Source organism: Streptomyces sp. NPDC005423 (assembly GCF_040606415.1).
GTDB lineage: Bacteria > Actinomycetota > Actinomycetes > Streptomycetales > Streptomycetaceae > Streptomyces.
This window is the reverse complement of record NZ_JBEXET010000010.1, coordinates 166,382-191,943: the sequence shown is the minus strand read 5'-3', so window position 1 is coordinate 191,943 and position 25,562 is coordinate 166,382. Positions and strand designations below refer to the sequence as shown.

26 protein-coding genes and 5 tRNA genes are annotated in these 25,562 nt (G+C 70.0%); 18 read left to right on the top strand and 13 right to left on the bottom strand.

The window, feature by feature from the left end; all coding sequences use genetic code 11:
- Both ABZT12_RS14640 and ABZT12_RS14635 read left to right on the top strand, forming a co-directional pair.
- Positions 1 to 918: carboxyl transferase domain-containing protein (locus ABZT12_RS14640; protein WP_356382804.1), on the top strand; the 918-nt coding region annotated here is incomplete at its 5' end.
- Between the two features lie 57 nt (positions 919 to 975).
- Complete coding sequence (locus ABZT12_RS14635) at positions 976 to 1,176, top strand: acyl-CoA carboxylase epsilon subunit (protein ID WP_356382801.1); 201 nt, start codon at positions 976 to 978, stop codon at positions 1,174 to 1,176.
- Between the two features lie 97 nt (positions 1,177 to 1,273).
- Here ABZT12_RS14635 and ABZT12_RS14630 read toward each other — a convergent pair whose 3' ends face one another.
- Positions 1,274 to 2,323: a Scr1 family TA system antitoxin-like transcriptional regulator gene (locus ABZT12_RS14630; protein ID WP_356382798.1), complete on the bottom strand. Its 1,050-nt coding sequence runs from the start codon at positions 2,321 to 2,323 to the stop codon at positions 1,274 to 1,276.
- A gap of 156 nt (positions 2,324 to 2,479) precedes the next feature.
- Between ABZT12_RS14630 and ABZT12_RS14625 the strand changes: the two genes are divergently transcribed.
- On the top strand, positions 2,480 to 2,716 hold the full coding sequence (locus ABZT12_RS14625) for a hypothetical protein (RefSeq protein WP_356382795.1): 237 nt from the start codon (positions 2,480 to 2,482) through the stop codon (positions 2,714 to 2,716).
- Positions 2,717 to 2,812: 96 nt separating this feature from the next.
- On the opposite strand, the gene ABZT12_RS14620 is transcribed toward ABZT12_RS14625, so the two are convergent.
- The 8 genes from ABZT12_RS14620 to ABZT12_RS14585 all read right to left on the bottom strand — a co-directional run bounded on the left by ABZT12_RS14620 (position 2,813) and on the right by ABZT12_RS14585 (position 13,620).
- Complete coding sequence (locus ABZT12_RS14620; RefSeq protein ID WP_009314218.1) at positions 2,813 to 3,394, bottom strand: ATP/GTP-binding protein; 582 nt, start codon at positions 3,392 to 3,394, stop codon at positions 2,813 to 2,815.
- Positions 3,375 to 3,953, bottom strand: coding sequence for a DUF742 domain-containing protein (locus ABZT12_RS14615; RefSeq protein ID WP_356382792.1), 579 nt, complete (start codon positions 3,951 to 3,953; stop codon positions 3,375 to 3,377). The genes ABZT12_RS14620 and ABZT12_RS14615 overlap by 20 nt, the downstream gene beginning before the upstream one ends.
- A 94-nt stretch (positions 3,954 to 4,047) precedes the next feature.
- Positions 4,048 to 4,461, bottom strand: coding sequence for a roadblock/LC7 domain-containing protein (locus ABZT12_RS14610; RefSeq protein ID WP_356382833.1), 414 nt, complete (start codon positions 4,459 to 4,461; stop codon positions 4,048 to 4,050).
- 10 nt (positions 4,462 to 4,471) lie between these two features.
- Positions 4,472 to 7,774, bottom strand: a complete 3,303-nt coding sequence (locus tag ABZT12_RS14605) for a nitrate- and nitrite sensing domain-containing protein (protein ID WP_356382789.1) — start codon at positions 7,772 to 7,774, stop codon at positions 4,472 to 4,474.
- A 400-nt stretch (positions 7,775 to 8,174) separates the two neighbouring features.
- Positions 8,175 to 8,750, bottom strand: a complete 576-nt coding sequence (locus tag ABZT12_RS14600) for an ATP/GTP-binding protein (protein WP_121406161.1) — start codon at positions 8,748 to 8,750, stop codon at positions 8,175 to 8,177.
- Positions 8,731 to 9,129, bottom strand: coding sequence for a DUF742 domain-containing protein (locus tag ABZT12_RS14595; protein WP_019058642.1), 399 nt, complete (start codon positions 9,127 to 9,129; stop codon positions 8,731 to 8,733). The genes ABZT12_RS14600 and ABZT12_RS14595 overlap by 20 nt, the downstream gene beginning before the upstream one ends.
- A 111-nt stretch (positions 9,130 to 9,240) precedes the next feature.
- Positions 9,241 to 9,654: a roadblock/LC7 domain-containing protein gene (locus ABZT12_RS14590; protein WP_003993189.1), complete on the bottom strand. Its 414-nt coding sequence runs from the start codon at positions 9,652 to 9,654 to the stop codon at positions 9,241 to 9,243.
- Between the two features lie 9 nt (positions 9,655 to 9,663).
- A complete protein-coding gene (locus ABZT12_RS14585) occupies positions 9,664 to 13,620 on the bottom strand; it encodes a nitrate- and nitrite sensing domain-containing protein (protein ID WP_356382785.1) in 3,957 nt (1,318 codons plus the stop codon).
- Positions 13,621 to 14,220: 600 nt separating this feature from the next.
- Here ABZT12_RS14585 and ABZT12_RS14580 point away from each other — a divergent pair.
- The 10 genes from ABZT12_RS14580 to ABZT12_RS14535 all read left to right on the top strand — a co-directional run bounded on the left by ABZT12_RS14580 (position 14,221) and on the right by ABZT12_RS14535 (position 18,925).
- Positions 14,221 to 14,415 carry a hypothetical protein gene (locus ABZT12_RS14580; RefSeq protein WP_356382782.1) on the top strand — a complete coding sequence of 65 codons (195 nt, stop codon included), beginning with the start codon at positions 14,221 to 14,223 and terminating at the stop codon, positions 14,413 to 14,415.
- Between the two features lie 79 nt (positions 14,416 to 14,494).
- Positions 14,495 to 15,271, top strand: coding sequence for a fumarylacetoacetate hydrolase family protein (locus ABZT12_RS14575; protein WP_356382779.1), 777 nt, complete (start codon positions 14,495 to 14,497; stop codon positions 15,269 to 15,271).
- Positions 15,264 to 16,748, top strand: a complete 1,485-nt coding sequence (gene gltX, locus ABZT12_RS14570) for a glutamate--tRNA ligase (protein ID WP_356382776.1) — start codon at positions 15,264 to 15,266, stop codon at positions 16,746 to 16,748. Before ABZT12_RS14575 ends, gltX begins: the two co-directional genes overlap by 8 nt.
- Positions 16,749 to 16,860: 112 nt before the next feature.
- Entirely contained in the window at positions 16,861 to 17,538 is a 678-nt protein-coding gene (locus ABZT12_RS14565; protein ID WP_356382773.1) for a DUF4241 domain-containing protein, read from the top strand.
- A 55-nt stretch (positions 17,539 to 17,593) separates the two neighbouring features.
- A complete protein-coding gene (locus tag ABZT12_RS14560) occupies positions 17,594 to 18,322 on the top strand; it encodes an HAD family hydrolase (protein ID WP_356382770.1) in 729 nt (242 codons plus the stop codon).
- Between the two features lie 90 nt (positions 18,323 to 18,412).
- Positions 18,413 to 18,484 (top strand) — tRNA-Gln (locus ABZT12_RS14555).
- Between the two features lie 37 nt (positions 18,485 to 18,521).
- A tRNA-Glu gene (locus ABZT12_RS14550) sits at positions 18,522 to 18,594 on the top strand.
- 62 nt (positions 18,595 to 18,656) lie between these two features.
- Positions 18,657 to 18,729: transfer RNA gene (locus tag ABZT12_RS14545), tRNA-Glu, on the top strand.
- 25 nt (positions 18,730 to 18,754) lie between these two features.
- Positions 18,755 to 18,826: transfer RNA gene (locus ABZT12_RS14540), tRNA-Gln, on the top strand.
- A 26-nt stretch (positions 18,827 to 18,852) separates the two neighbouring features.
- Positions 18,853 to 18,925, top strand: a tRNA-Glu gene (locus ABZT12_RS14535).
- A gap of 56 nt (positions 18,926 to 18,981) precedes the next feature.
- Here ABZT12_RS14535 and ABZT12_RS14530 read toward each other — a convergent pair.
- Positions 18,982 to 19,626 (bottom strand): MerR family transcriptional regulator, encoded by a 645-nt coding sequence (locus ABZT12_RS14530; protein WP_356382767.1) that lies wholly within the window; start codon positions 19,624 to 19,626, stop codon positions 18,982 to 18,984.
- Between the two features lie 79 nt (positions 19,627 to 19,705).
- Between ABZT12_RS14530 and ABZT12_RS14525 the strand changes: the two genes are divergently transcribed.
- Positions 19,706 to 20,218: a DUF4188 domain-containing protein gene (locus ABZT12_RS14525; protein WP_356382764.1), complete on the top strand. Its 513-nt coding sequence runs from the start codon at positions 19,706 to 19,708 to the stop codon at positions 20,216 to 20,218.
- 88 nt (positions 20,219 to 20,306) lie between these two features.
- Here ABZT12_RS14525 and ndgR read toward each other — a convergent pair whose 3' ends face one another.
- Positions 20,307 to 21,023, bottom strand: a complete 717-nt coding sequence (ndgR, locus tag ABZT12_RS14520; protein WP_210588063.1) for an IclR family transcriptional regulator NdgR — start codon at positions 21,021 to 21,023, stop codon at positions 20,307 to 20,309.
- Positions 21,024 to 21,211: 188 nt separating this feature from the next.
- On the opposite strand from ndgR, the gene leuC reads away from it, so the two are divergent.
- The 4 genes from leuC to ABZT12_RS14500 all read left to right on the top strand — a co-directional run bounded on the left by leuC (position 21,212) and on the right by ABZT12_RS14500 (position 24,532).
- The gene (gene leuC, locus ABZT12_RS14515) at positions 21,212 to 22,636 is read left to right on the top strand and encodes a 3-isopropylmalate dehydratase large subunit (protein ID WP_356382760.1); all 1,425 of its coding nucleotides are present in this window, start codon (positions 21,212 to 21,214) and stop codon (positions 22,634 to 22,636) included.
- 5 nt (positions 22,637 to 22,641) lie between these two features.
- A complete protein-coding gene (gene leuD, locus ABZT12_RS14510; protein WP_356382757.1) occupies positions 22,642 to 23,235 on the top strand; it encodes a 3-isopropylmalate dehydratase small subunit in 594 nt (197 codons plus the stop codon).
- A 281-nt stretch (positions 23,236 to 23,516) separates the two neighbouring features.
- Positions 23,517 to 23,747, top strand: coding sequence for a hypothetical protein (locus ABZT12_RS14505; RefSeq protein ID WP_356382755.1), 231 nt, complete (start codon positions 23,517 to 23,519; stop codon positions 23,745 to 23,747).
- 137 nt (positions 23,748 to 23,884) lie between these two features.
- Positions 23,885 to 24,532: an HU family DNA-binding protein gene (locus ABZT12_RS14500; RefSeq protein WP_356382752.1), complete on the top strand. Its 648-nt coding sequence runs from the start codon at positions 23,885 to 23,887 to the stop codon at positions 24,530 to 24,532.
- 88 nt (positions 24,533 to 24,620) lie between these two features.
- Here ABZT12_RS14500 and ABZT12_RS14495 read toward each other — a convergent pair whose 3' ends face one another.
- Both ABZT12_RS14495 and cofC read right to left on the bottom strand, forming a co-directional pair.
- The gene (locus ABZT12_RS14495) at positions 24,621 to 24,824 is read right to left on the bottom strand and encodes a hypothetical protein (protein WP_356382749.1); all 204 of its coding nucleotides are present in this window, start codon (positions 24,822 to 24,824) and stop codon (positions 24,621 to 24,623) included.
- 9 nt (positions 24,825 to 24,833) lie between these two features.
- Positions 24,834 to 25,472: a 2-phospho-L-lactate guanylyltransferase gene (cofC, locus tag ABZT12_RS14490; RefSeq protein WP_356382746.1), complete on the bottom strand. Its 639-nt coding sequence runs from the start codon at positions 25,470 to 25,472 to the stop codon at positions 24,834 to 24,836.
- Positions 25,473 to 25,562 lie beyond the last annotated feature (90 nt).

Sequence of the window (25,562 nt, the reverse complement as noted above, 5' to 3'; positions counted from 1 at the left end):
GGCCTGGGCGGCGCGGACGTGCACGCCGAGACCTCCGGGGTGTGCCACTTCGCCTACGACGACGAGGAGACCTGCCTCGCCGAGGTGCGCTACCTGCTGTCGATGCTCCCGCAGAACAACCGCGAGAACCCGCCCCGTACCGAGGCCTCCGACGCCGCGGACCGCCGCTCCGAGATCCTCCTGGACCTCGTACCGGCGGACGGCAACCGGCCCTACGACATGGGCAAGGTCATCGAGGAGATCGTCGACGACGGCGACTACCTGGAGGTCCACGAGCGCTGGGCGCGCAACATCATCTGCGCGCTGGCCCGCATCGACGGCCAGGTCGTCGGCATCGTCGCCAACCAGCCCCAGACCCTCGCCGGCGTGCTGGACATCGAGGCGAGCGAAAAAGCTGCGCGCTTTGTCCAGATGTGTGACGCTTTTAACATCCCGATCGTCACTTTCCTGGACGTGCCCGGCTTCCTGCCCGGCGTCGACCAGGAGCACGGCGGCATCATCCGCCACGGCGCCAAACTCCTCTACGCCTACTGCAACGCCACCGTGCCGCGGATCTCGCTCATCCTGCGCAAGGCCTACGGCGGCGCCTACATCGTCATGGACAGCCAGTCCATCGGCGCCGACCTCACCTACGCCTGGCCGACCAACGAGATCGCGGTGATGGGCGCAGAGGGCGCCGCCAACGTCATCTTCCGCCGCCAGATCACGGGGGCCGAGGATCCCGAGGCGATGCGGACGCGGATGGTCAAGGAGTACAAGTCCGAGCTGATGCACCCCTACTACGCGGCCGAGCGCGGCCTGGTCGACGACGTCATCGACCCCGCCGAGACCCGCGAGGTACTGGTCAGGTCACTCGCGATGCTCCAGACCAAGCACGCGGACCTGCCCTCCCGCAAGCACGGCAACCCCCCGCAGTAACCCAGCGGATCCTTCGCGGCACCCCCGCGGAAACCTCTCTCACGGAGACTGAGACCTATGAACACCCCTGACATCCGCGTCGAGAAGGGCCACGCCGGGCCCGAGGAAGTCGCCGCCATCACGGCCCTCCTGCTGGCCCGCGCCGCGGCCGCCCCGGCCCGCCCCGAACACCGCGCCCACGCCAAGCCGAGGGCGGCCGGCTGGCGTCGGCTGGAGCGCACCCCCGGCTTCCGCGCCCCGCACTCCTGGCAGGGCTGAACACCTGCCGGTCGAATCGCCGGACGGACTCCGCGAGGAGACTGTCCGGCGATTCCCTGTTTTCGGGGCCCACCCAGGCAACAGGGGCGGTCACTCGTCAGCCGTCGGCCGACGCGCCCTTGATCATCGCCAGCAGCGCGGAGAGTCCCTCGCGGCCAACGGCCAGTATTCGGTCGGGATCGTCACTCTCCCGGAGGCGGAGGGTGTCGTCGAGTGCGGTGGCGAGGTTGAGGCAGTTCGCACCCTCGGTGCTGTACGAGGACTTCTGCCGAGCGTAGGCATGCATGTGTTTCCCTCGCAGGTCCTTGGCGAGGCGGCGGATGAAGTCGCGGCTCTTCTGGGGCGTGAGCGCGCACGCTTCCATGCGGTCGAGTGCGGAGCGGTATCGGTGCAACCGGGCTTCGGCGTCCAGGAATTCACAGCTGTGGTCGGAGTCGAGCAGGACCGTGTCCAGCTGAGGGACGAGCCCTGAGGCGTAACTGATGGGCTGCCCCGAAGCCGGGAAGTCGACCTGGTCGAAGGGGACGACGAGGACGCGGATGTTGCCGCGCTCGCTCATCTCGTTCAGGTGCAGGAGCTGGTCGCGCATCATGCCCGGAGAGCCCACCCGCATCCGCAGAGAGGCTTCGTGGACGATCGCGGTGTAAGGGGTCGGCCGCTGCGCGAAGAGGATCGCCTGACGTTTGATGCGGAACGAGACCCGGTGCTCGATCTCGTGGGGGTGCAGGGCGGGGACGCTCTGCCGGAACGCCGCGCGCGCGTGGTCGAGTGTCTGCACCAGGCCCGGCATGGTGACGACCACGCCGACCCGCAGCTCGGTGGCGTCGGCCTCGAACTCGGCGACCTCGACGAGCGAGGGCGGGAGCAGCTCTCGGTATTCGTCCCACCAACCCCGGCCGCGGCGACCGGTCATCGCGGCCGATGCCTCGACCAGGTCGCTGTCGTCGCAGGAGTAGGCGAGTGCCAGAGTGCGCACGCGATCGTCGCTGACACCGTGCCGGCCGGCCTCCATCATGCTCATCCGGGCCTGCTGGAGGCCGATGCGCGCGGCACCCGCCGTAGAACTCAGCCCAGCCCGCTCGCGGAGCTTGCGCGGCTCGGTTCCCAGGCGTCGCTGCCTCAGCGTGGGTGGGCCAGTCGCTGCCACTGGTTTCTCCTCCCCCCACACGCAGAGGGAAATCGCCATGACTACCGTATCCTAGGGCCACCCGGAGCCCGGCCGTCGGCTACCGACTCTTCCCCAGCCTTTCAACCGAGTTCGAGCCGGGGAAACCCCACCGCTCGTCGCCGGAGGCCGCCGATCATGGCCCACGAAGTGGAAGTGGACCCGAACCCCTGCGAGAGAACGCCGGACGCCATTCGTGCGGCGCTTGAGCGGCGGCCGGACTGGCTACAGGGTTTCGAGCAGGAGTGGCTCAGCGCCGCCGCGAATTTTGATCAGCCGGCCCTGGACGGCGTACTCGACAAGTGGTTGCCGTTCGCCTGCGCCTGTGCGACCCAGGCGGGCGCTGTCGGGGACGGTGCGTCACTTCTGTCGTGATGCGGACGCGGCCGTAGGCGATCGGGACGCGGACGCTGACAGGGGCGGCAGCCGGTGTTCGGCTGCCGCCCCTGTCCGATGCCGGGGTGGAGGTGGCTACCGCAGGCGGGCCATCAGGGCGTGTTCGACCAGGGTGATCAGGGCCGACTTGGCGTCCGCGCGGTGGCGGGCGTCCGTCGTGATGATCGGGGTGTCCGGACCGATCTGGAGGGCCTCGCGGACCTCGTCCGGGTTGTACGGCTGCTGGCCGTCGAAGCCGTTGAGGGCGATGACGAAGGGGAGACCCGAGTTCTCGAAGTAGTCGACCGCGGGGAAGCAGTCGGCGAGACGCCGGGTGTCCACCAGGACGATGGCGCCGATGGCGCCGCGCACCAGGTCGTCCCACATGAACCAGAAACGGTCCTGGCCGGGTGTACCGAAGAGGTACAGGATCAGGTCCTGGTCCAGGGTGATACGGCCGAAGTCCATGGCGACCGTCGTGGTCGTCTTGTCTCCGGTGTGGGTGAGGTCGTCGATGCCCGCCGAAGCGGACGTCATCACGGCCTCGGTACGCAGCGGGTTGATCTCCGAGACGGCCCCGACGAACGTGGTCTTACCCACGCCGAAGCCACCCGCCACCACGATCTTCGCCGAGGTGGTGGAGCGGGAAGGACCGCCGCTAGAGCTTGCGAAGTCCACTGAGCACCCTTTCGAGCAGTGTCACGTCTGGCTGGCCGCCGGCGCTCTCGTCGCCGCCCGGTTGATGAATGGCGACCAGGCCCGCCTCCGCCAAGTCGGCGACGAGAATCCTGGCCACGCCGAGAGGGATCGTCAGGAGGGCCGAGATCTCGGCCACCGACTTGATCTCCCGGCAGAGGTTGCAGATCCGCTGATGCTCGGGCAGCTGCCCGTGCATCTGGTGCGGAGCCGCGGTGGTGTGCACCAGTGCCTCGATGGCGAGCTGGTACCGCGGCCTGGTGCGACCGCCCGTCATGGCGTACGGGCGCACCAAGGGATTGCTGGCCGATCCGGCCGGTGCCGCTTCAGGAGCGCGGCGCTGCGGCTGCACCGGCTGGATGCGCGGTGCCGGCGGCTGATCGTACGGCGAAGGTCCGGGACCCTGCGGGCCCGGGTACGGACGGCGGTGCGAGTTGGGGGAGGAGGGAAAGTCGTATCGGTTCTGGGAACCGTCGCCCTGCCCCTGGTGGGGGCCGTACGACCAGTTGCCCGAAGACGAACCGCCTGGGGGTGTTGCCACTTTCTCCTCCTCCGACTGTGCCGGGCACCCATCAATGTGGAGCCGCGTCCCGAAACCTTATGGCCTCGGGACACCAATTCGCACCGTCTGTCTGTTAGTTGAGAATGCTCCCCTGGAGTTCTGCGCGAAGGTCCGGGGTCAGGACCGTACCCGCACGGTCGACCAGAAGCGCCATCTCGTACCCGATGAGGCCGATGTCCGCCTCGGGATGAGCGAGAACCGCGAGTGAGGATCCGTCGGAGACGGACATGAGGAAGAGGAATCCCCGCTCCATCTCCACGACCGTCTGTGCCACGCTGCCGCCCTCGAAGATGCGCGAGGCACCCGCGGTCAGTGAGGTAAGTCCCGACGCGACGGCCGCCAACTGGTCGGCGCGGTCGCGGGGGAACCCTTCGGACATCGCCAGAAGGAGTCCGTCGGCGGAGACCACCACCGTGTGGGACACACCAGGGGTGTTGTCCACGAAGTTGGTGATCAACCAGTTCAGGTTCTGCGCCGCCTGGCTCATCGGGCTCACACTAACGCTCCTGGTGGTAGGTGCTGTCAGGCCCACTGTGCTGATCTCCAGTGGCCTGGCCGTTCGTTTCGCTTCCTGCGCTGCGCCCCCGCTGGACGCCGCGGCGCAGATTGCTCAGCCTGCCCCGGATGTCCTCGGGAGCGCGGGAGACCTGTGGGCCGCCCTGGGGCGTCGCTTCGGCGGTGCCCTCGACCAGGTTGGCCTTGGGTACCCGCCGCGGCAGACCGGAGGAGGTGACCCCGCCTGCCTTCGGCTTCTTCAGCTGCGACGCCTGCTGCCAGCGCGCGTCGTTCGCCGAGCGCCAGTCCGTGGGACCGACGGCCGTCCCGTTCGCACTGCCGTTGCTCTCCGGCACGGAGGCCGGCTGTTCCTGGCGTACGGGCCCGCTGCCGTTGCTGCTGCTGCTGCCGCTCGCACCGGAACCGCGGCGCGGCAGTCCGGCGTCGGTCAGCGCGTGAGCGGCGGAGGGGGCCGGTCCCGGACGGTCGAAGCCTACGCGGTCCGGCTCGCCCACGTCAGTGGCCTGCGCGGATTCCGCTTCCGGAGCGTACTGGTCCGGATAGCCGTTCTGGTAACCGGGCTGCTGCGGCCAGTCGTCCTGGTAGGACGGCTTATCGAAAGTGGGGAACGTCTCCGAGGGAGCGGGGTGGGCCGCCGCCTGCTCCTCCTGCACCGGTTCCGCATACGAGGGCTCGGGGTAACCGCCGCCCTGCGCATAGGAGTCGGGGAAGGAGCCGTTCTGCGGCAGCCCGCCGTTCGGCGCGTAGTACTGCTCGTCGTACGCGGGCTGCTGCGGTGCGTCGTACGACGTCTGCTGCTCCTCGTACGCCGGCCCACCGTCGTACGCCGCGGGCTGCTCCTGGTACCCCTGCTGCCCGTTGCCGTACGGCTGCTGCTGGGAAGCGTCGAACTCCGGGTAGGACGGCGCTTCGGGGGCCTCCTGCGCCGGCTTGGGCGACTCCGGCTCCAGCGCCGCGCGGCGCTCGTCGCGCATCAGGGAGCGGCCCACCGGGTCCAGCTCGCGGATGTCGTCGGGGACCTCGGAGTACCGGGTGTCGTCGAAGCCCAGCTCGGCGGCCGTGCGCAGCGGCGGGTGGTTGAAGTCCTCACCCCGGAACTGCGGTTGCGGCTGAGACTGCGGTCGCGGCTGCTCCGGCATGATCTGCGAGACGGTGAACTCGTCGCGCTGGAGCTGCTGTTCGCCGCCGCCGCCGTGGGTGATCGCGTCCGGCAGCATCACCAGCGAGGTGGTGCCGGCCTGCTCGCCGGAGGGGCGCAGCTGGACCCGGATGCCGTGCCGGTCGGAGAGCCGGCCGACCACGAAGAGGCCCATGCGCTGGGAGATCGCGACGTCCACGGTCGGCGGGTTGGCCAGCTTGTGGTTGATGTCCGCGAAGTCCTCGGCGGTCAGGCCGATGCCCTTGTCGTGGATCTCGATCATGATCCGGCCGTCGGGGAGACGGGTGGCGGTCACCCGGACCTTGGTCTGCGGGGAGGAGAACGTCGTGGCGTTCTCCAGCAGCTCGGCCAGCAGGTGCACGAGGTCGGTCACGGCACGGCCGTGGATCTCGGCCTCGGGGACACCGGAGAGTTCGATGCGCTCGTACTGCTCCACCTCGGAGGAGGCGGCGCGCAGTACGTCGACCAGCGGGACCGGCTGGTCCCAGCGGCGGCCCGGCTCCTCGCCGGCGAGGACCAGGAGGTTCTCGCCGTTGCGGCGCATACGGGTCGCGAGGTGGTCCAGGCGGAAGAGGTTCTCCAGCTGGTCGGGGTCGGCCTCGTTGTTCTCCAGGCCGGTGATGAGGGTCAACTGGCCCTCGATCAAGGACTGGTTGCGGCGCGAGAGGTTGGTGAAGATCGCGTTGATGTTGCCGCGCAGCAGGGCCTGTTCGGCGGCGAGCCGGACGGCCTCCCGGTGCACCTGGTCGAAGGCGCGGGCGACTTCGCCGATCTCGTCGGTCGTGGTGATGGGGATCGGCGCCACCCGGGTGTCGACCCGGCCCGGGTCGGTGCGGGAGAGCTGGTCGACGAGCATCGGCAGCCGCTGCTCGGCGATCCCGAAGGCCGCGTTGCGCAGCTGGCGCATCGCGCGGCTCATCTGGCGGGCCATCATGCCGGCCAGGATGAACGCGGCGAGCAGGGCGACCACGACGGCCGCGCCGGTGATGATCGCGGACTGCTTGGCGTCGTCGGCGATGCCGGCGGCCTCGTTCACCGCCTTGTCGGCGAGGTCGAACTCGATCTTGTGATACGCGTTGTACTTGAGGGTGTTGACCGCCCACCAGTTCTTGGCCGTGATGCCGTTCTGCGCGAGGGCCTCACGGTAGAGCGGGTCGGTGCCCTTCAGGGTCGCCAGCGCCGAGACCATCGTGGTCGGGTCGGACGGCGGGGGCACGTAGGAGGAGTCCTTGCCCTTCTCCTGCGCCGCCAGCGCGGCACCGTCCGTCTGGATCTTCTTCGTGGCCGCCGTGAGCTTCGCCGCGTCGGCCGCGGTACCGCCGCCGGTGTACTCCTCTACGGCGATCCGCTCCAGATAGGCGTACGACGAGATCGCGACGCGCTGGCTGGCCAGGTTGCCCGCGTCGGGACCCGGCTTGACCAGCAAGTGCATGCCGATGGACCGCTCCAGCGAGAGGGCGGCCTTGGTGAGGGAGATCGCGTAGACGGTACGGCCGTAGCTGGTGATGTTGCCGGTGCCCAGGCCGAGTTCGTTGGCGAACTCCATCAGCGGGTGGGCGATCTCGGTGTAGCCCTCTTCGGTCTGCACACCGGTGAGCTTGGTGGTGAAGGCGGCCGTGCGCAGGGTCTGGAGTTTGGGCTCCTGGACCCGGAAGAGCTTGAGGCGGCGTTCGAGACCGGCCTTGTGGGGCATGTTCCGGGCCGCCGCGTCGAAGGCGTCGGCCGCCTGGTCGGTGTTCTTGCGGACGGCGGTGACGGTCGCCTTGTCGTTGTTGAGCAGCAGGGGCGCGGCGCTGTTGTCCCGCTCCTCGTACAGCGCGTCGCTGTAGGCGAGGGAGGCGCGCACCAGACGGGCGGTCTGCTCCGCGTCCTGCGCGTTCTGCCACGTCTCGATCGAACTCCGCACCTGGAAGCCGCCCATGACGAGGCCGACCATCACGGGTATGAGCAGGATCGCGTTCAGCCGGGTCGGCACCCGCCAGTTGCGCGGAGAGAGACGACCGCCGCTCGGCGGGGGGGTGGCCGTGGGCTCCGCGCCCGGCACAGGGGAGGTCGCCGCTCCGCGCGGCGGCGGGGTGAAGTTGCCCCGGGCCGACGGCTCGGGACCGTTCTTGCTTCGCCTCACTCGACCAACAACCTCTCGGCGGCCGGCACCTACGATGTGCCGCGGTATCTCAGAACCCGGTGTGTCACTGACCTCTGACTGTCAGTACGTCTTTGACTATTAGGCAGTTCAGGCATTCCAGCACGGGGGCCTGCGCGAATCCAAACACTGGAAACCCGGGATTCCAAGTGATGTAGGCCCCAGATAAAACGGTCATAAAGAACGAGCCCCGCCAAAAGGCGGGGCGATGGTGAGCGCACAGGCACCGGGTGACCGCGTGGCGTGGCCGTATCGGCTCATTCCACTGCCGAAACGTTATGAACCACCGGGGCCGACCGTGGCAAAGGCCACAGTCGGCTCCGGGACATCTACGACAACTGCGGTACGGCACTGCCGACTTGCATGGTACGCCACGCCCGGGCTACCGGAGCCGGGCCATGAGAGCGTGCTCCACCAGCGTGATCAGCGCGGACTTGGCGTCCGCGCGGTGCCGGGCGTCCGTCGTGATGATCGGTGCGTCCGGACCGATCTGCAGAGCCTCGCGCACCTCTTCCGGCGAGTACGGCTGGTGTCCGTCGAAGCCGTTGAGGGCGATGACGAACGGCAGTCCGCTGTTCTCGAAGTAGTCGACCGCGGGGAAGCAGTCGGCGAGACGCCGGGTGTCCACCAGGACCACGGCGCCGATCGCGCCGCGCACCAGGTCGTCCCACATGAACCAGAAACGGTCCTGGCCGGGCGTGCCGAACAGGTACAGGATCAGGTCCTGGTCGAGCGTGATACGGCCGAAGTCCATGGCCACCGTGGTGGTGGTCTTGTCCCCGGTGTGGGTGAGGTCGTCGATGCCCGCCGAAGCGGACGTCATCACGGCCTCCGTGCGCAGCGGGTTGATCTCCGAAACGGCGCCGACGAACGTGGTCTTGCCCACGCCGAAGCCACCCGCCACCACGATCTTCGCGGAGGTGGTCGCCCGCCCTCCGTCAGAGCTTGCGAAGTCCACTGAGCACCCTTTCGAGCAGCGTCACGTCCGGAGCGCCGCCGTTGTTCTCGTCGCCGCCCGGCTGGTGGATGGCCACCAGGCCGGCCTCGGCGAGGTCCGCGACGAGGATGCGGGCCACACCGAGTGGCATGGCCAGGAGTGCCGACACCTCGGCGACCGACTTGACCTCACGGCACAGGTGGCAGATGCGCTGGTGCTCAGGGAGCAGTCCCATGAGCGCCGCCGGGTCGGCCGTGGTGCTGATCAGGGCCTCGATGGCGAGCTGGTAGCGCGGCCTGGTCCGGCCGCCGGTCATCGCGTACGGACGTACCAGCGGCTGGTCGCCCTCGTCCCCGTACGGCTCGGCGTACGGATCATGAGAGGCGGTGGGCGGGGTCATGAATCCTCCGGGCGGGACAGCAAGTCGGTAGGGCTGGCCGTCTGACGGGGCCGGTGGGGGGATTGTGGCGGCCGGACGGTGATTTGGTGAGGCGGGTGGTGCCGGGGCCGGTCAGTGAAGCAGACTGCCCTGGAGTTCGGCGCGCAGGTCCGGTGTGAGGACCGCCCCCGCACGGTCGACGAGCAGTGCCATCTCGTAGCCGACGAGGCCGATGTCGCACTCGGGGTGCGCCAGCACCGCCAGCGACGAGCCGTCGGAGACGGACATGAGGAAGAGAAATCCTCGCTCCATCTCCACGACCGTCTGTGCCACGCTGCCGCCCTCGAAGATCCGGGATGCCCCGGCCGTCAGCGAGGTGAGCCCCGACGCGACCGCGGCGAGCTGGTCGGCGCGGTCGCGCGGGAACCCTTCCGACATGGCCAGAAGGAGGCCGTCGGCGGAGACGACGACGGTGTGGGACACACCCGGGGTGTTGTCCACGAAGTTGGTTATCAACCAGTTGAGGTTCTGTGCCGCCTGGCTCATCTGGCTCAACTAACGCTCCTGCTGGTGAGTGGGGCTGGGGAAGCTGCCGGTCTGGCCGTTGCCCGAACCGGCCTGCCGGCCCTGTGCGATGCCCCGACGGAGATTGGTCAGCCGTCCGCGTACCTCATCAGGCGCACGCGAGACCTGCGGACCGGCTTGGTGCTGTTGCTGCTGAGCCGTGCCCGGGACGAGGTTGGCCCGGGGTACCCGGCGCGGCAGGCCGGAGGTGGTGACGCCGCCCGCCGCGGGCTGCCGTACGCGCTCTGCCTGCCGGACGAGGTCGTCGTTCGGAGAGCTGCGCCAGGCGGTCGTGGCGGGACGTTGGGGGGGAGTCGCGGGAGTCTGCGGTGCCTGCGGCTGCGGTTCGGGCGCTGCCGCGGAGCCGTTGCTCTGCTGCTGTCCCGCCTGCTGGCCGTGGAACCAGTTGGTCTCCAGCGTGTCGTACAGCGGAGTGCGTCCGTCGCCCGGACCCGTCGCGGGCGGAAGCGCCTCGGGCTCCTGGCGGACGTGGCGCTGCGGGGCGGGGATGCCGGGGGCGCCGTGGTCGACGCCGTTGCGGTTGCCGTTCCCGTTGCTGTTGCCGTTGTTCGGGTAGGCGCCGCCGGTCCCGTTGACCTGCGGTCGCTCGAACTGGCCTGTGTCCGACGGGTTCTGACGGCCCGGCGGATTGTGCCGGCCGGTGGATCCGTTGTCGTAGCCCGGGGTGGCGAACTGGCCCGTGGAGTTGGCGTCGTAGGCCTGCGGGACCGAGAACTGGCCCGTGTTCGCCGGGTTGGACGGGTTGTTGGCCCCGCCGTTCGGGCCGGTCGGCGTGGTGCCGAAGACGTCCGAACGGACGTACTGCTGGCCCGGGTTCTGCGGGGTGTTCGCGGCGGGGCGCCGGTCGTCGAAGTCCTGACGCGGGAACTGACCCGTGTCCGGCGCTCCGTTCCCGTTCGGGCGGGGGAACTGGCCGTTGTTCTGCTGGCCGTTCATGCCCGGACGGGCGAACTGTCCGCTGTCGTGCGGGGTGTTGGCACCCGGACGCGGCCCGTCGAAGTCGGGCCGGGCGAACTCGGAGGTGGCGCCCGGACCCTGGAGGGCGTCGAACCGGGGGATCTCCGCGGTCGCGGCCGGATTCTGCCGGTCCTCGACACGGGGTATCCGCGAGGTCTGCGCCGGGTCCTGCTCGTCGTGGCCGCGCGGGGCGTCGAGGTTGCTCCGGCCCACCGGGGGCTGGGCGTTCTCGTCGCTCCAACTCGGCACGCGCTGCTGCTGGTTGTCGGTGCCGCCGGGCAGTTCGGGCCGGGCACCGCCGCGCGGCGGGAGCTGCGGCTGACGACCGCGCCGCCGGCTGCCGCGACCCGGCTGCTCGGCGCTCTCCTCGGTGCGCTGCGGCGGTACGGGACCGGGGGCCCCGCCACCGAAGGCGTCCTGGCGTCGGCCGTCACCGAAGCCCTGCGACCCACCGGTACCGGCGGACTGCATGCCCTGAGAGGCGCCCGGGGCCTGGCCGAACATGCCGGCACCCGTACCCGCCGGAGCCGGCCGGCCCTGCTGGGGCGCGCCGGGACCCTGCGGTCCGCGCGCTCCGCCGGGGTTGCCCGGGTTGCCGGGATATCCGCCGCCCGCACCGGGCAGCGCGGCCCGCGGGCCCTGGCCCGCACCGACCTGGCCGCGCGGAGAGGCACCGGCGCCGAGCAGTCCGCCACCGGCGGGCGCGCCCGCGCCGAGCGCACCGCCCTGGCCACCGCCGCGACGGGCGGCGGCCACACCGGCGGCAGCGGCCGGACCACCGGGCATCTGACCCTGGCCGGGCTTGCCCGGAGCGGGCTTCTTGCCGCCCTGGGCCACGTCGACCGGGAGCATGACCAGCGCGGTCGTACCACCGGAGTCGGAGGGACGCAGCTGGATACGGATGCCGTGGCGCTGCGAGAGGCGGCCGACCACGAACAGACCCATGCGGCGGGAGACGGAGACGTCCACGGTGGGCGGCGAGGCGAGCCGCTCGTTGATCGCGGCGAGGTCCTCGGGAGAGAGGCCGATGCCGGTGTCGTGGATCTCGATCAGGACCCGGCCGTCGGGCAGGGCGTGACCGGTGACCTTCACCTTGGTCTGCGGCGAGGAGAACGAGGTGGCGTTCTCCAGCAGCTCGGCGAGGAGGTGCACGAGGTCGTTGACGACCCGGCCGGCCACTTCGGTGGTCGGCACGGAGGACAACTCGATGCGCTCGTACTGCTCCACCTCGGAGGCGGCGGCGCGGAGCACGTCGACCAGCGGGACCGGGCGGGTCCAGCGTCGGCCGGGCTCCTCACCGGCGAGGACCAGGAGGTTCTCGCCGTTACGGCGCATACGGGTCGCGAGGTGGTCGAGCTTGAAGAGCGAGGAGAGCTGGTCCGGGTCGGCCTCGCGGGACTCCAGTTCGGAGATGAGCGAGAGCTGACGCTGGATGAGGCCCTGGGAGCGGCGCGAGAGGTTGGTGAACATCGCGTTGACGTTGCCCCGCAGCAGGGCCTGCTCGGCGGCGAGCCGGACCGCCTCGCGGTGCACGTCGTCGAAGGCCGCGGCCACCTGGCCGATCTCGTCCCGGGAGTGCACACCGACCGACTCGACGGAGGTGTCGACGTCCTGCGGGTCCGCCTCCGAGAGCTGCTTGACCAGCTCGGGCAGCCGGTCCTGGGCGACCTTGTTGGCGGTCTCCTGGAGCCGGCGCAGCGAGCGGATCATGGACCGGGCGATGACGAAGGCGCCGACGAGGGAGACACCGAGCACGAGGAGGATCAGCGCACCGGAGATGATCGCCTCGCGCTCCGAGGCGGCGCGCAGCTCGCGGGCCTTCTGCTCCATGTCCTCCAGGAGCGTGTGCTCGATCTTCTTCATCTGCTCGATCTTGGTCGAGCTGTCGTCCACCCAGTCCTTGTACGACCGCTTGTCCAGCGACCGCAGACCGTTGGCGTTGTCGAGGGCGCGCTTGGCGTAGGTGTCCGCCGACTCGATGGTCGGGTTGCCGTCCTCGATGGGCTGGATGAGCTCCTCGGCGCCCTGGTCGCCGTAGATGTTGCGGAAGATGCTCAGTTCCGACTTCTCGCTCTCCAGAGCGGAGTCGGCGTACAGCCGGTCGTTGTCGGAGAGGTCGCCGAACGTCGAGTTGTTGGCCGGCAGGGCCGCCGCGATCACGGCGCGCTGGACGGAGGAGAACTCCTTGGCCGAGGAGAAGGCGGCCAGCGCGCGGGTGCGCTGGATCATCTCCGGGTTGCTGGTGGCCTCCGCCATGTCCTGCGAGAGGGTGAGCAGCTGGGTGATCAGACGGTGGTAGGCGTCGACCGTCTGCGTCGAGTTGTTCTTCGCCTGGTACGCCGTCTTGCGGATCTTGTCCAGGTTGTCGAGCTCGGTGGCGAGGCCGACCAGGCTCTCGCGGACGCCCTGGAGGTTGCCGTCCTTACTGGCGCTGTCCACCTCTTCCGAGGCGTTGATGAAGTTGTCCTTGGCGCGGTCGGTCTTCTCTTCGTAGCCCTTGACCGTGTAGTCGGTGGCCTTCGCACCGTGCGCCAGCGGGCCGGCCGACTGGTCGCGCTCCTCCTGGAGCGCGGCGGCGAGTTCGGTGGCCTGCTTGGTCATGTCCGTCAGCAGCTTCATGTTGTCGAGCTGCTGGATGTCGTTCATGGAGTCGCTGATGCGCAGGGCGCCCAGCGAGGTGGCCGCGACCACGGGCAGCGCGAGCAGCGACACCAGGCGGGTGGAGATACGCCAGTTGCGCAGCGCGACGCGCGAGCCGGGGCTGTTGGCGTTCTTCGCCTTGGCCGCGGGCGCGGGGCTCGGGGGCGCGGACGCGCCGGGTCGCCCCGTGCGCTCTCCGCCGTCGCCGGACGGTGCCGGGCCCGGGTTCTGGGCGTGCTGGGGCGAGGAGCTGCCGGTCATGGGCCCAGCCCCGCCATGCGGCTCCGGCTTCGCCGAAGCACTGCCATCCCTCTTGAAACGTCCCTGCACTAGCGTCGCAACCTCTGGACCAGGCGCCCCTCCGCGTGAACGGAAGGACGGTGTCGGCGTCTTGGGGAGCGCCCTGAACGCGCCCCCCAGTGGTGGTCGTGAGTGACCGGTGCTGCTCCCCCTGTCGCCGCCCCCCGGCGCTGAGTGCGCCCCCTGCGCGCCGGGCTCGTCATGCGGCGGTCCGTGGAATTCCAGCACAGTGCAGGATCTCCAACAAGGCCCGTAGGCCAGGCTGTGACCTCCGTGACGGACGGTGAGGAACGCGTTACCGGACGTGGGAAGCGAGGTACCGCAAACCGGGCCATTGGCACCGTTCCCTCGGGACCTGGGACGTGTCCCAGTCGGCATGATCAGGAGCGGAATGGCTGCTTCAGGAGTGCAATGTCCGTTTCGTTGGGTTGGGGCGCGGGTCCGGATTGACCGATTCGTCCATGGGTTCGTGAGCAAACTCACACCTGGATCATGAGGTCTTCACCGCTTCCCCAGGGAATCGGATGTTTAGCCTGACGCTTTACAGGGATGGCAAATCCGACAACACGCGCCCGCACCGGGGTCCTCGGGACCCTCCGGACGCCCCGACACGACAGGGCCAGAACAACCGTGAAGACGACGATGATGTTCCGCAACATTGCCAACCCGCGGCGCACGACGCTGGCGCACCTCGACGACGCCGTCGAGCTGCGCACCGCCGAGCGCCCGGAGCACCCTGTCGAGCTGCCGGTCCAGACCGCCAACCCGCGCCGCACCGTCCTCAACGAGATCCCGGTCACCGCGGGCACCGCCGCCGCGGAGTGATCGGCGCGGCGCCCGCCCCGCACCGCGCTAGCCTGGAGCGTCAGACTCCAGCCGGTTCAGTGAGGGGCGCCAGGATCCCGTGCGCATCGCCAGATTCTCCATCGACGGGAATGTCGCCTTCGGCGTGGTCGAGGGCGACAGGCCGGAAGAGCTCGTCCTCGACATCATCAAGGGCATCCCGTTCGCGGACTTCGAACGCTCCGGTACGAAGGTCCCGCTGAGCAAGGTCCGGCTGCTGCCGCCGGTGCTCCCCAACAAGGTCGTCGCCTACGGCCGCAACTACGCCGAGCACGCCCGGGAACTCGGCAACGAGGTGCCCGACGTCCCGTTCGCCTTCTTCAAGCCGTCCACCTCGGTGATCGGCCCCGGTGACGAGATCCAGTACCCGGCCTTCACCGAGGACCTCCACCACGAGGCCGAACTCGCCGTCGTCATCGGCCGGATGTGCCGCGAGGTCCCGCGCCACCGGGTGAAGGACGTCATCCTCGGCTACACCTGCGCCAACGACATCACCGCGCGGGACGTCCAGAAGCGCGAGAAGCAGTGGGCCCGCGCCAAGGGTTTCGACACCTCCTGCCCGCTCGGCCCCTGGGTGGAGACGGACCTCGACCCGTCCGACCTCACCATCCAGCTCACCGTCAACGGACAGCAGCGGCAGCTCGGCCGGACCAGCGAGATGATCCACTCGATCGAGGACCTGGTCGTCCACATCACCGAGGCCATGACGCTGCTGCCCGGCGACGTGATCCTCACGGGCACCCCGGCAGGCGTCGGACCGCTCACCGTCGGCGACGAGGTCGCCGTCACCATCGAAGGCATCGGCACTCTCACCAACAAGGTTGTCAAGCGTGGCTAGCGTCCCCTCCACTCCCGTCCGCGTCCGTTTCTGCCCCTCGCCCACCGGCAACCCGCACGTGGGTCTGGTCCGCACCGCCCTGTTCAACTGGGCGTTCGCCCGGCACCACCAGGGCACGCTGGTCTTCCGCATCGAGGACACCGACGCGGCCCGCGACTCCGAGGAGTCCTACGGCCAGCTCCTGGACGTGATGCGCTGGCTGGGCTTCGACTGGGACGAGGGCCCCGAGGTCGGCGGCCCGCACGCGCCGTACCGGCAGTCGCAGCGCATGGACCTCTACCGGGACGTGGCGCGGAAGCTCAAGGAGGCCGGGCACGCCTACGACTGCTACTGCTCGACGCAGGAGCTGGACGCCCGCCGCGACGCCGCCCGCGCCGCGGGCCGGCCGTCCGGCTACGACGGCCACTGCCGCGACCTGAGCGCCGAGCAGGTCGAGGCGTACCAGGCCGAAGGCCGTACGCCGATCGTCCGGTTCCGGATGCCCGACGAGACGATCACCTTCACGGACCTGGTCCGCGGCGAGCTGACCTTCACCCCGGAGAACGTGCCGGACTACGGGATCGTCCGGGCCAACGGCGCCCCGCTCTACACGCTCGTCAACCCGGTCGACGACGCCCTCATGGAGATCACCCACGTCCTGCGCGGCGAGGACCTGCTCTCCTCCACCCCCCGCCAGATCGCCCTCTACAAGGCGCTGACCGAGCTGGGCATCGCCAAGTCGGTGCCGTCCTTCGGGCACCTGCCGTACGTCATGGGGGAGGGCAACAAGAAGCTCTCCAAGCGCGACCCGCAGGCCTCGCTCAACCTCTACCGGGAGCGCGGCTTCCTGCCCGAGGGACTGCTCAACTACCTTTCCCTGCTGGGCTGGTCGCTCTCGGCCGACCAGGACATCTTCACGATGGACGAGATGGTCGCCGCCTTCGACATCGCCGACGTGAACCCCAACCCGGCCCGTTTCGACCTGAAGAAGTGCGAGTCGATCAACGGCGACCACATCCGGCTGCTCGACGTGAAGGACTTCACCGAGCGCTGCGCGCCCTGGCTGCGGGCGCCGTTCGCGCCCTGGGCGCCCGAGGACTTCGACGAGGCCAAGTGGCAGGCCGTCGCGCCGCACGCGCAGACCCGCCTCAAGGTCCTCTCCGAGATCACCGACAACGTCGACTTCCTCTTCCTGCCGGAGCCGGCCGAGGACGAGGCGTCCTGGGCCAAGGCGATGAAGGAGGGCTCCGACGCCCTGCTGCGCACGGCCCGGGAGAAGCTGGACCAGGCCGACTGGTCCTCGCCCGACTCCCTCAAGGAGGCGGTCCTGGCTGCCGGTGAGACCCACGGCCTGAAGCTCGGCAAGGCCCAGGCCCCGGTCCGCGTCGCCGTCACCGGCCGTACGGTCGGCCTGCCGCTCTTCGAGTCCCTGGAGATCCTGGGCCGGGAGAAGACGCTGGCCAGGATCGACGCGGCGCTCGCGAAGCTGACCGCGTAACGCACGCACGCGTGACGGGGCGGCGGCCGACAGGGCCGCCGCCCCTCGGCGTTGTCGGTGCCGGGGACTATGGTTCCTGGCGACTGGAGATCGTCCCGGAAGGCCCCTGTTGATGCCGATGACCGCTCGTGACTACGCGTGGCTCTTCACGCCCGGAAGCACGTTCCGGGAGAAGGAGTCCGGGACCGTCGGCGTGATCCGTCTCGTGGACGGCGGCCAACTGTGGCTGCCCACCGGCCAGATCATCGCCTGCGACCCCTTCCTCTGCCTGGGCCAGGGCGAGGCGGAGCCGTTCACGGCCACCGTCGAGCCCGGCCGCTACCGCGTCGAGGCGGCCGTGGCGACCCTCACCGAACCCGGTGAACCCCCTTCCGGGGAACCGCACTTGCGCGTCGCCGCGGCCCGCCTGGTGATACGCGACGAGCCCGCCACCGGCTGGGAACTCGCCCTCCAGCCCGGCCAGGACCTCGCCGACCTGGACGCCGACGAGTTCTACGGCTACGGGGTCGACGCCGGCACCGGCGCCTTCTACGACGCGGCGGCCGACAACTCCTTCCCCGACTGCGCGGGCGACGAGGGACCGCTCTGGGACGCCTTCGAGCAGTCCGCCTGGTCGCCCGGCCCGCATCTCATCACCGCGCCCGGCACCGGCCACCAACTGGCCGCGTTCACCTCGGGCTGGGGCGACGGCACCTACCCCACCTGGATCGGGCGCTCCGCGTCCGGCGGGATCACCTGCTTCGTCACGGACTTCTTCGTCGCCCCGTCCCTCTCCGACGCTCCCGCATGACGCGACGACCGCCGATCCGGCCGCGCCCGCCCGGGGCCCGGGTTACCGTCGGACCATGAGCATTCGCGCGGTGGTCTGGGACGTCGACGACACCCTCTTCGACTACACCACGGCGGACCGCGCCGGGATGCGCGAACACCTCGACGCCGAGGGGCTGCTCGCCGGTTACGGCACGGCGGAGGCGGCCCTCGTCCGCTGGCGCGAGGTGACCGACGCGCAGTGGGCGCGCTTCGCGGCCGGCGAGACGACCTTCGAGGGCCAGCGCCGGGACCGCGTCCGCGTCTTCCTCGGCGCGGAACTGACCGACGCCGCGGCCGACGACTGGTTCGGCCGCTACGTGACCCGCTACGAGACGGCCTGGGCCCTCTTCCCGGACGTGCTGCCGGTCCTGGACGCCCTCGCGGCCAGCCACCGGCACGCCGTCCTCTCCAACTCCAGCCTCACCGTCCAGCACCGCAAACTGAGCGTCCTCGGCGTCCGCGACCGTTTCGAGGCCGTCCTGTGCGCCGCCGAACTCGGCGTCTCCAAGCCCGAGGCCGGAGCCTTCCTGGCGGCCTGCGACGCCCTCGGACTGCCCCCGCACGAGGTGGCGTACGTCGGTGATCACCCGGAGATCGACGGGCGGGGCGCGGCCGACGCGGGCCTGCTCTCGGTGTGGATCGACCGCGACGGTGCGTATGTGCCCGGTGACGCGGCCGGGCGGCACCGGATCGTCTCCCTCGCCGAACTCCCCGCCCTGCTCGGCGCCGATACCCGTTTTGGAGCCCCGTCCACCTTCGGGTAATGTTCTTCCTGCGCCGCGGAAGGGCGGGCCGAAAGGCCGGAACCCCGAGGCGCAAGCTAGAACAAGATCCCCTCGGGGCTTGCGTTCCAGTGGCCTATGGTGTAATTGGCAGCACGACTGATTCTGGTTCAGTTAGTCTAGGTTCGAGTCCTGGTAGGCCAGCTCGCAGACGCTTTGAATTGCACTCAGTATCTGCAAAGCCCCCGTTGTGTAGCGGCCTAGCACGCTGCCCTCTCAAGGCAGTAGCGCCGGTTCGAATCCGGTCGGGGGTACAGATCCTTCCCAGGAAGGCAGTCAGGGTCGCACCCGCTGTCTCTCATGCAGGATCGCTAGGGCCCCCGTTGTGTAGCGGCCTAGCACGCCGCCCTCTCAAGGCGGTAGCGCCGGTTCGAATCCGGTCGGGGGTACGGTACGATTTGCTCGACATCGCATTGGTCTATGGTGTAATTGGCAACACTACGGTTTCTGGTACCGTCATTCTAGGTTCGAGTCCTGGTAGACCAGCTCAACTCTGCGGAAACGCAAGGTAGGCCCCCGTTGTGTAGCGGCCTAGCACGCCGCCCTCTCAAGGCGGTAGCGCCGGTTCGAATCCGGTCGGGGGTACTCAATGTCCTACGGGCCTTCACTTCGGTGAGGGCCCTTCGGCGTTCCCGGGCCCGCTACTCGAAGCCGTAGCGCCGTGCTGACTCCTCCTCCTGGGCCAGCCGGTGCAGGGCCCGCAGCATCGGCTCGACGAAGATCGCGCCCGCGACCGCCGTCTCGACCTTCTCCGCCTCCGATGGACGCGTCTCCACGAAGTCCAGGTCGAGGACGGCCGCCTGGTGCATCAACTTGGCGTAGCCGACGATGAGTTCGGGACTCCAGTCGTAGCCGAGCCGCCGGAACGTGGCGACCGCAGTCACCAGGGAACGGTAGGCGGGCGAAATGGTCACCAGGGCCCGGGCGTTGGACCAGCCCACCGTCTCCAGCAGCCGGTCCACCTCGCGGCGGGCCGCCCGTTCCTGTTCGTCCTCCACGTCCGGCTCGGGGACCTGCGGCAGCGCCCACAGCGCCGCGCCCAGCCGGACAGTGCGGCCGAGGGAGTCGTCGTCGACGTGCGCGAGCACCTCGCGGACCGTCGCCACCGGCACCCGGCCGACCTGGATCATCGCGCGCACCAGCCGCAGCCGGCGCAGGTGCTCCTCGCCGTACTCGGCGGTGGTCGCGTTGACCTGCCGCCCCGGCGCCAACAGCCCTTCGCGCAGGTAGTACTTGATCGTCGCGATGGACACACCGCTGCGCTCGCTCAACTCGGCCAGCCGCATCCCTTGTGCCTTTCGTCGGGTACCGGCACTATCCAAGCATGGGTCGTCGGATAGTCCCGGTACCCAACAAGGGGGAGCCATGTTCACGAAGCCGGTCACCGGTCGTACGACGGCAGCCGCCGAGGGGGAGGTGGTGGTGCTGCTGATCGGCATGCGCATCAACCGCTTCTGGGCCGTGCACCACTGGGGGCCGGTCCTGCTCGCGATGCCGCGCATGCTGCGCGAGTTGCGGAAGGACCGCAGCCGCGGCCTGCTCGGCCACGTGCTGCTGACGGCGTCACCCAGGACGTACTACGTCGTCCAGTACTGGGAGTCGAAGGAGAAGCTCTACGCGTACGCGCATGCGCCGGACATGTTCCATCACCGGGCCTGGGCGGTCGTCAACCGCAAGGAGCGGGCCGGGAAGGCGCGCGGGCATGTCGGGCTGTGGCACGAGAGCTATGTCGTGCCGGAGGGGTCGTACGAGGCGATCTACGCCGACATGCCTGCCTTCGGGCTCGCGGCGGCGCACGGTCAGGTGCCGGTGGAGAAGCGGGGCAGGCGGGCCCAGGACCGGTTCGCCTACCGCTCGCCGACGGCGGACGCCGACTGACTCGTCCCTCGTCCGGGTCCGTGCCCGGACATGAAGGAGGGCCTGCCGCGGCGTTGGGGCAGGCCCTCCTCCACGTGTGGGCGGGAGTTCAACCGGTGCGGCGCAGCGCCTCGGAGAGGCGGGCGGCGGCGTCGATGACCGCCTGGGCGTGCATCCGGCCCGGGTGGCGGGTCAGCCGCTCGATGGGGCCGGAGACGGAGACGGCGGCCACCACGCGGTTCGAGGGGCCCCGGACGGGCGCGGAGACGGACGCGACTCCCGGCTCGCGCTCGCCGATGGACTGGGCCCAGCCCCTGCGCCGTACGCCGGAGAGGGCGGTCGCGGTGAAGCGGGCGCCCTGGAGGCCCCGGTGCAGACGCTCCGGCTCCTCCCAGGCCATCAGGATCTGCGCGGACGAGCCCGCCTTCATCGTCAGTGTCGAGCCGACCGGGACCGTGTCCCGCAGGCCGGAGAGGCGCTCCGCGGCGGCGACGCAGATGCGCATGTCGCCCTGGCGGCGGTAGAGCTGGGCGCTCTCGCCCGTGAGGTCGCGCAGATGGGTCAGGACCGGGCCCGCCGTGGCGAGCAGCCGGTCCTCGCCGGCGGCCGCGGCCAGCTCGGCGAGGCGGGGGCCGAGAATGAACCGGCCCTGCATGTCACGCGCCACCATGCGGTGGTGTTCCAGGGCCACGGCCAGCCGGTGGGCCGTGGGTCGAGCCAGCCCGGTCGCCGCGACCAGACCCGCGAGGGTGGCCGGACCGGACTCCAGAGCGCTCAGGACAAGGGCTGCCTTGTCCAGAACGCCGACGCCGCTACTGTTGTCCATGCAACGATACTCGCGTCTCACTCTGTGAAACGCAAGTTCAATTTCCGGGGGAACGCGCCACTCTTGAATGCACAACGGCCCGCAGTACCGACGGGCCCGGTGGCGGACGCCCGATCACAGGGGCGAGGGCGCCGCCTCCCAAAATCTCTAGATGCGCCGGCGCACCTTTGCCGGCCGGAGGGAAAGCGATGGGTAGGACACTCGCGGAGAAGGTCTGGGACGACCACGTCGTCCGGCGCGCCGAGGGCGAGCCCGACCTCCTCTTCATCGATCTGCACCTGCTGCACGAGGTGACCAGCCCGCAGGCCTTCGACGGCCTCCGTCAGGCGGGACGCCCCGTTCGGCGCCTCGACCTGACCATCGCCACCGAGGATCACAACACCCCGACCCTCGACATCGACAAGCCCATCGCCGACCCGGTCTCCCGCGCCCAGTTGGAGACCCTGCGCAAGAACTGCGCGGATTTCGGCGTGCGTCTGCACTCCCTCGGCGACGTCGAGCAGGGCGTCGTGCACGTCGTCGGCCCCCAGCTGGGTCTGACCCAGCCCGGCACGACGGTCGTGTGCGGTGACTCCCACACCTCCACCCACGGCGCCTTCGGCGCGCTCGCGTTCGGCATCGGCACCTCGCAGGTCGAGCACGTGCTGGCCACCCAGACGCTGCCGCTGGCCCGCCCCAGGACCATGGCCATCACGATCGACGGCGAACTGCCCGACGACGTCACCGCCAAGGACCTGATCCTCGCGATCATCGCCCGGATCGGCACCGGCGGCGGCCAGGGCTACATCCTGGAGTACCGGGGCTCCGCCATCGAGAAACTCTCGATGGAGGCCCGGATGACCATCTGCAACATGTCGATCGAGGCCGGTGCCCGCGCGGGCATGATCGCCCCCGACGAGACCACCTTCGCGTACCTCAAGGGCCGCGCCCACGCCCCCGAGGGCGAGGAGTGGGACGCCGCCGTCGCGTACTGGAAGACCTTGCGGTCGGACGCGGACGCGGAGTTCGACGCGGAGGTCGTCATCGACGCCGCCGCGCTCGCGCCGTTCGTCACCTGGGGCACCAACCCGGGCCAGGGCGCGCCGCTTTCGGCGACCGTCCCCGACCCCGCCTCGTACGCGGACGCCTCGGAGCGCCTCGCCGCCGAAAAGGCCCTGGAATACATGGGGTTGACCGCCGGACAGCCGCTGCGTGACATCCGGGTCGACACCGTCTTCGTGGGTTCGTGCACCAACGGCCGGATCGAGGACCTGCGGGCGGTGGCCTCGATCGTCGAGGGCCGCAAAGTCGCCGACGGCGTACGGATGCTGGTCGTGCCGGGCTCCGCGCGCGTCGGTCTCCAGGCCGTCTCCGAGGGCCTGGACGTCGTCTTCAAGGAGGCCGGCGCCGAATGGCGGCACGCGGGCTGCTCGATGTGTCTGGGCATGAACCCCGACCAACTGGCCCCCGGTGAGCGCTCCGCCTCCACCTCCAACCGCAACTTCGAGGGCAGGCAGGGCAAGGGCGGCCGTACGCACCTGGTGTCGCCGCAGGTCGCCGCCGCGACCGCCGTGCTGGGCCACCTGGCCTCGCCCGCCGACCTGTCCGACGCCCCCGTGCCCGCTGGAGTCTGAGAGTCATGGAAGCATTCACCACGCACACCGGCCGGGCCGTTCCGCTGCGCCGCGGCAACGTGGACACCGACCAGATCATCCCCGCCCACTGGCTCAAGAAGGTGACGCGGGACGGGTTCGAGGACGGGCTGTTCGAGGCCTGGCGCAAGGACCCGTCGTTCATCCTCAACCAGCCCGAGCGCGCGGGCGCCACGGTGCTGGTGGCCGGCCCCGACTTCGGTACCGGCTCCTCCCGTGAGCACGCGGTGTGGGCGCTGCAGAACTACGGCTTCAAGACCGTGATCTCGTCCCGCTTCGCCGACATCTTCCGCGGCAACTCGCTCAAGAACGGCCTGCTCACGGTGGTCCTGGAGCAGAGCGTCGTGGAGCAGCTGCAGTCCCTCACCGAGCAGGACCCGACGGCCGAGATCACCGTCGACCTGGAGACCCGCGAGGTGCGCGCCGAGGGCATCACCGCCTCCTTCGAGCTCGACGAGAACGCCCGTTGGCGGCTGCTGAACGGACTGGACGACATCTCCATCACGCTGCGGAACGAGGGTGACATCGCCGCCTACGAGGCCAAGCGCCCCTCGTACAAGCCCCGGACGGTCCAGGTCTGACCCCGGGCGGGAGGCGCCGCGAGCGTCTCCCCGGGTCGGTATCCGGCCACCGCGACACCCTGTCCGTACCCCCGATCGCCACGATTGGGGGTACAGCCATGTCCGCACCCGAACAGCCCCGCAAGGCCCGGAAGCGGCTGCCAACTTCCCATGTTAGATGGGGTGTTGACCGGGTACGCGGTGGTTGCAGGCAGGGCCTTCGACGGCGTCGGGAAGGCCGCCCGAGGGGCCAGTTGCGACCCCCGCAGGCGACAACTCGCCCCAGATGGCACAATCTGTGCATGGAACACGACGGCCAACTCAAGCTCTATGCGGCGGTCGCGGACCAGCTCAAGGAAGCGCACGCAAGGGTGCGCGCACTGCAAGTCCCGGAGGGCGTACGGATGGCGCTGGCCCGGAAGCTGCTGGTCATTACGGCCGCGGCCAAGCACGATCTCGCCGATGCGACAAGGCGGCTGGAACGGTTCACGGCAGACCTCGACGCGGGTCGATTCCCCGAAGGGGAACGCTGAACAAGTTCAGGACAGCCGAGTCCGTTGCGGCACAAGGGTGATTAGCCCGTTTCGTGTTTGATTTGCGGTATATATCTGCCTAACGTGCGAAAACGCTTGAACACTTTCGTTCTGGCAATGTCTCCGAAGGGGAAGACGTGAACAAGGCGCAGCTCGTAGAAGCGATTGCCGACAAGGTCGGTGGCCGTCAGCAGGCCGCCGAGGCGGTCGACGCGGTACTGGACGCCGTGGTCCGCGCGGTCGTCAGCGGAGACCGGGTCTCGGTCACCGGTTTCGGTTCGTTCGAGAAGGTCGACCGTCCGGCCCGTTACGCCCGCAACCCCCAGACGGGTGAGCGGGTTCGGGTCAAGAAGACCTCCGTGCCGCGCTTCCGCGCGGGCCAGGGTTTCAAGGACCTGGTGAGCGGCTCGAAGAAACTTCCGCGCGGTGGCGAGGTCGCCGTCAAGAAGGCGCCCAAGGGCAGCCTGAGCGGCGGGGCTTCGGCGACGGTCAAGAAGGCCGCGGCGAAGAAGACCACCGCCCGGAAGGCCACCGGCACCGCCAAGAAGGCCACGGCGAACAGGGCGACCGCCAAGAAGACCACCGGCACCGCCAAGAAGGCCACGGCGAACAAGGCGACCGCCAAGAAGACGTCGGCCGCGGCGAAGAAGACCACGGCGACCACCGCCACCGCCAAGAAGGCGACGGCCAAGAAGGCCCCGGCGCAGAAGGCGACGGCCAAGAAGGCCCCCGCCAAGAAGTCGACGGCGCGCAAGACCACCGCCAAGAAGGCCACCGCCCGCTAGGACAGCGGAGCACAGGGCACTCACGCGCCGGGCCGGACTCCCCACGGGAGTCCGGCCCGCGGCGCGTTCGGGGCCGTACGTGAGGCGGTCAGAAGGTCTGGAGGGTCACGAGCGTGATCCGCGGCGCGTCCTTGGGACCCTCGGTCTCGATCCGCACCCGCTGCCCCGGCCGCAACAGCCGCAGCCCGCCCGCCTCGAACGCGGGGGCGTCGAACGGCACCGCGGTGCCGTCGTCGAGCAGCACACTGCCGGTGCGCGTCCCGGCGTCGTAGGTGTAAGCGGTCGCCTGCATGCGCGCAGCCTACTGCCCGGGAATCAGCAGCCGCGCCGCCACCGCCGCCGTGCGCGGGCCCACCCCGAGGGCCAGCGCCGCCCGCAGATCGTCCCCGGTGTCCACGTCCTGCCGTACGGAATCCACGGCGTCCAGGGTGAGTTCCGCGGCGCCCGACGCCCGATGGCGCGCGCGGGAATCCGGGCCGAAAGCCGGGTGCAATTCCCGGCCCTCGTGCGCCGAAAGCAACGTGGTGCCGATATCGGCCGCGTCCGGGAGGAAAGCGCGCGGGAATTCACCGGCCGCGTCCAGCACCCGGGCCAATTCCAGGGGCCGCAGGGCCGGCAGATCGGCGTTCAGGGCGGCCACGCGGCTGTCGGGGCGCGGACCCCGCACGGCCGCCGCCGCGTGCCGCAGAGCGGCGTTCAGGCCGCCTCCCGGCTCCTCCTGGACGATGCGGGCACCCAGCGCGGCCAGCTCCCGCCGGGCCAGGACGTCGTCCGTGACGACCGCCACAGCACGCACCGCCGGGCAGGCCAGCGCCGCCGTCACGGTGTCCTGGGCGAAGGCGAGGGCGAGGCCGGGGCGCAGTCCGTCGCCGGCGGTGTCCGACAGCCTGCTCTTGGCGCGCGCCAAGGACTTCACGGGTACGACGAGGGTCCACTGCACGGGCGTTCCGCCCCTCTCTTGTCGCGGCCATTGTCACCCGGCGCCCCTGGCGGTGCGGGCGGCGGGGCGTACGGTGTTCTCGACAGACCG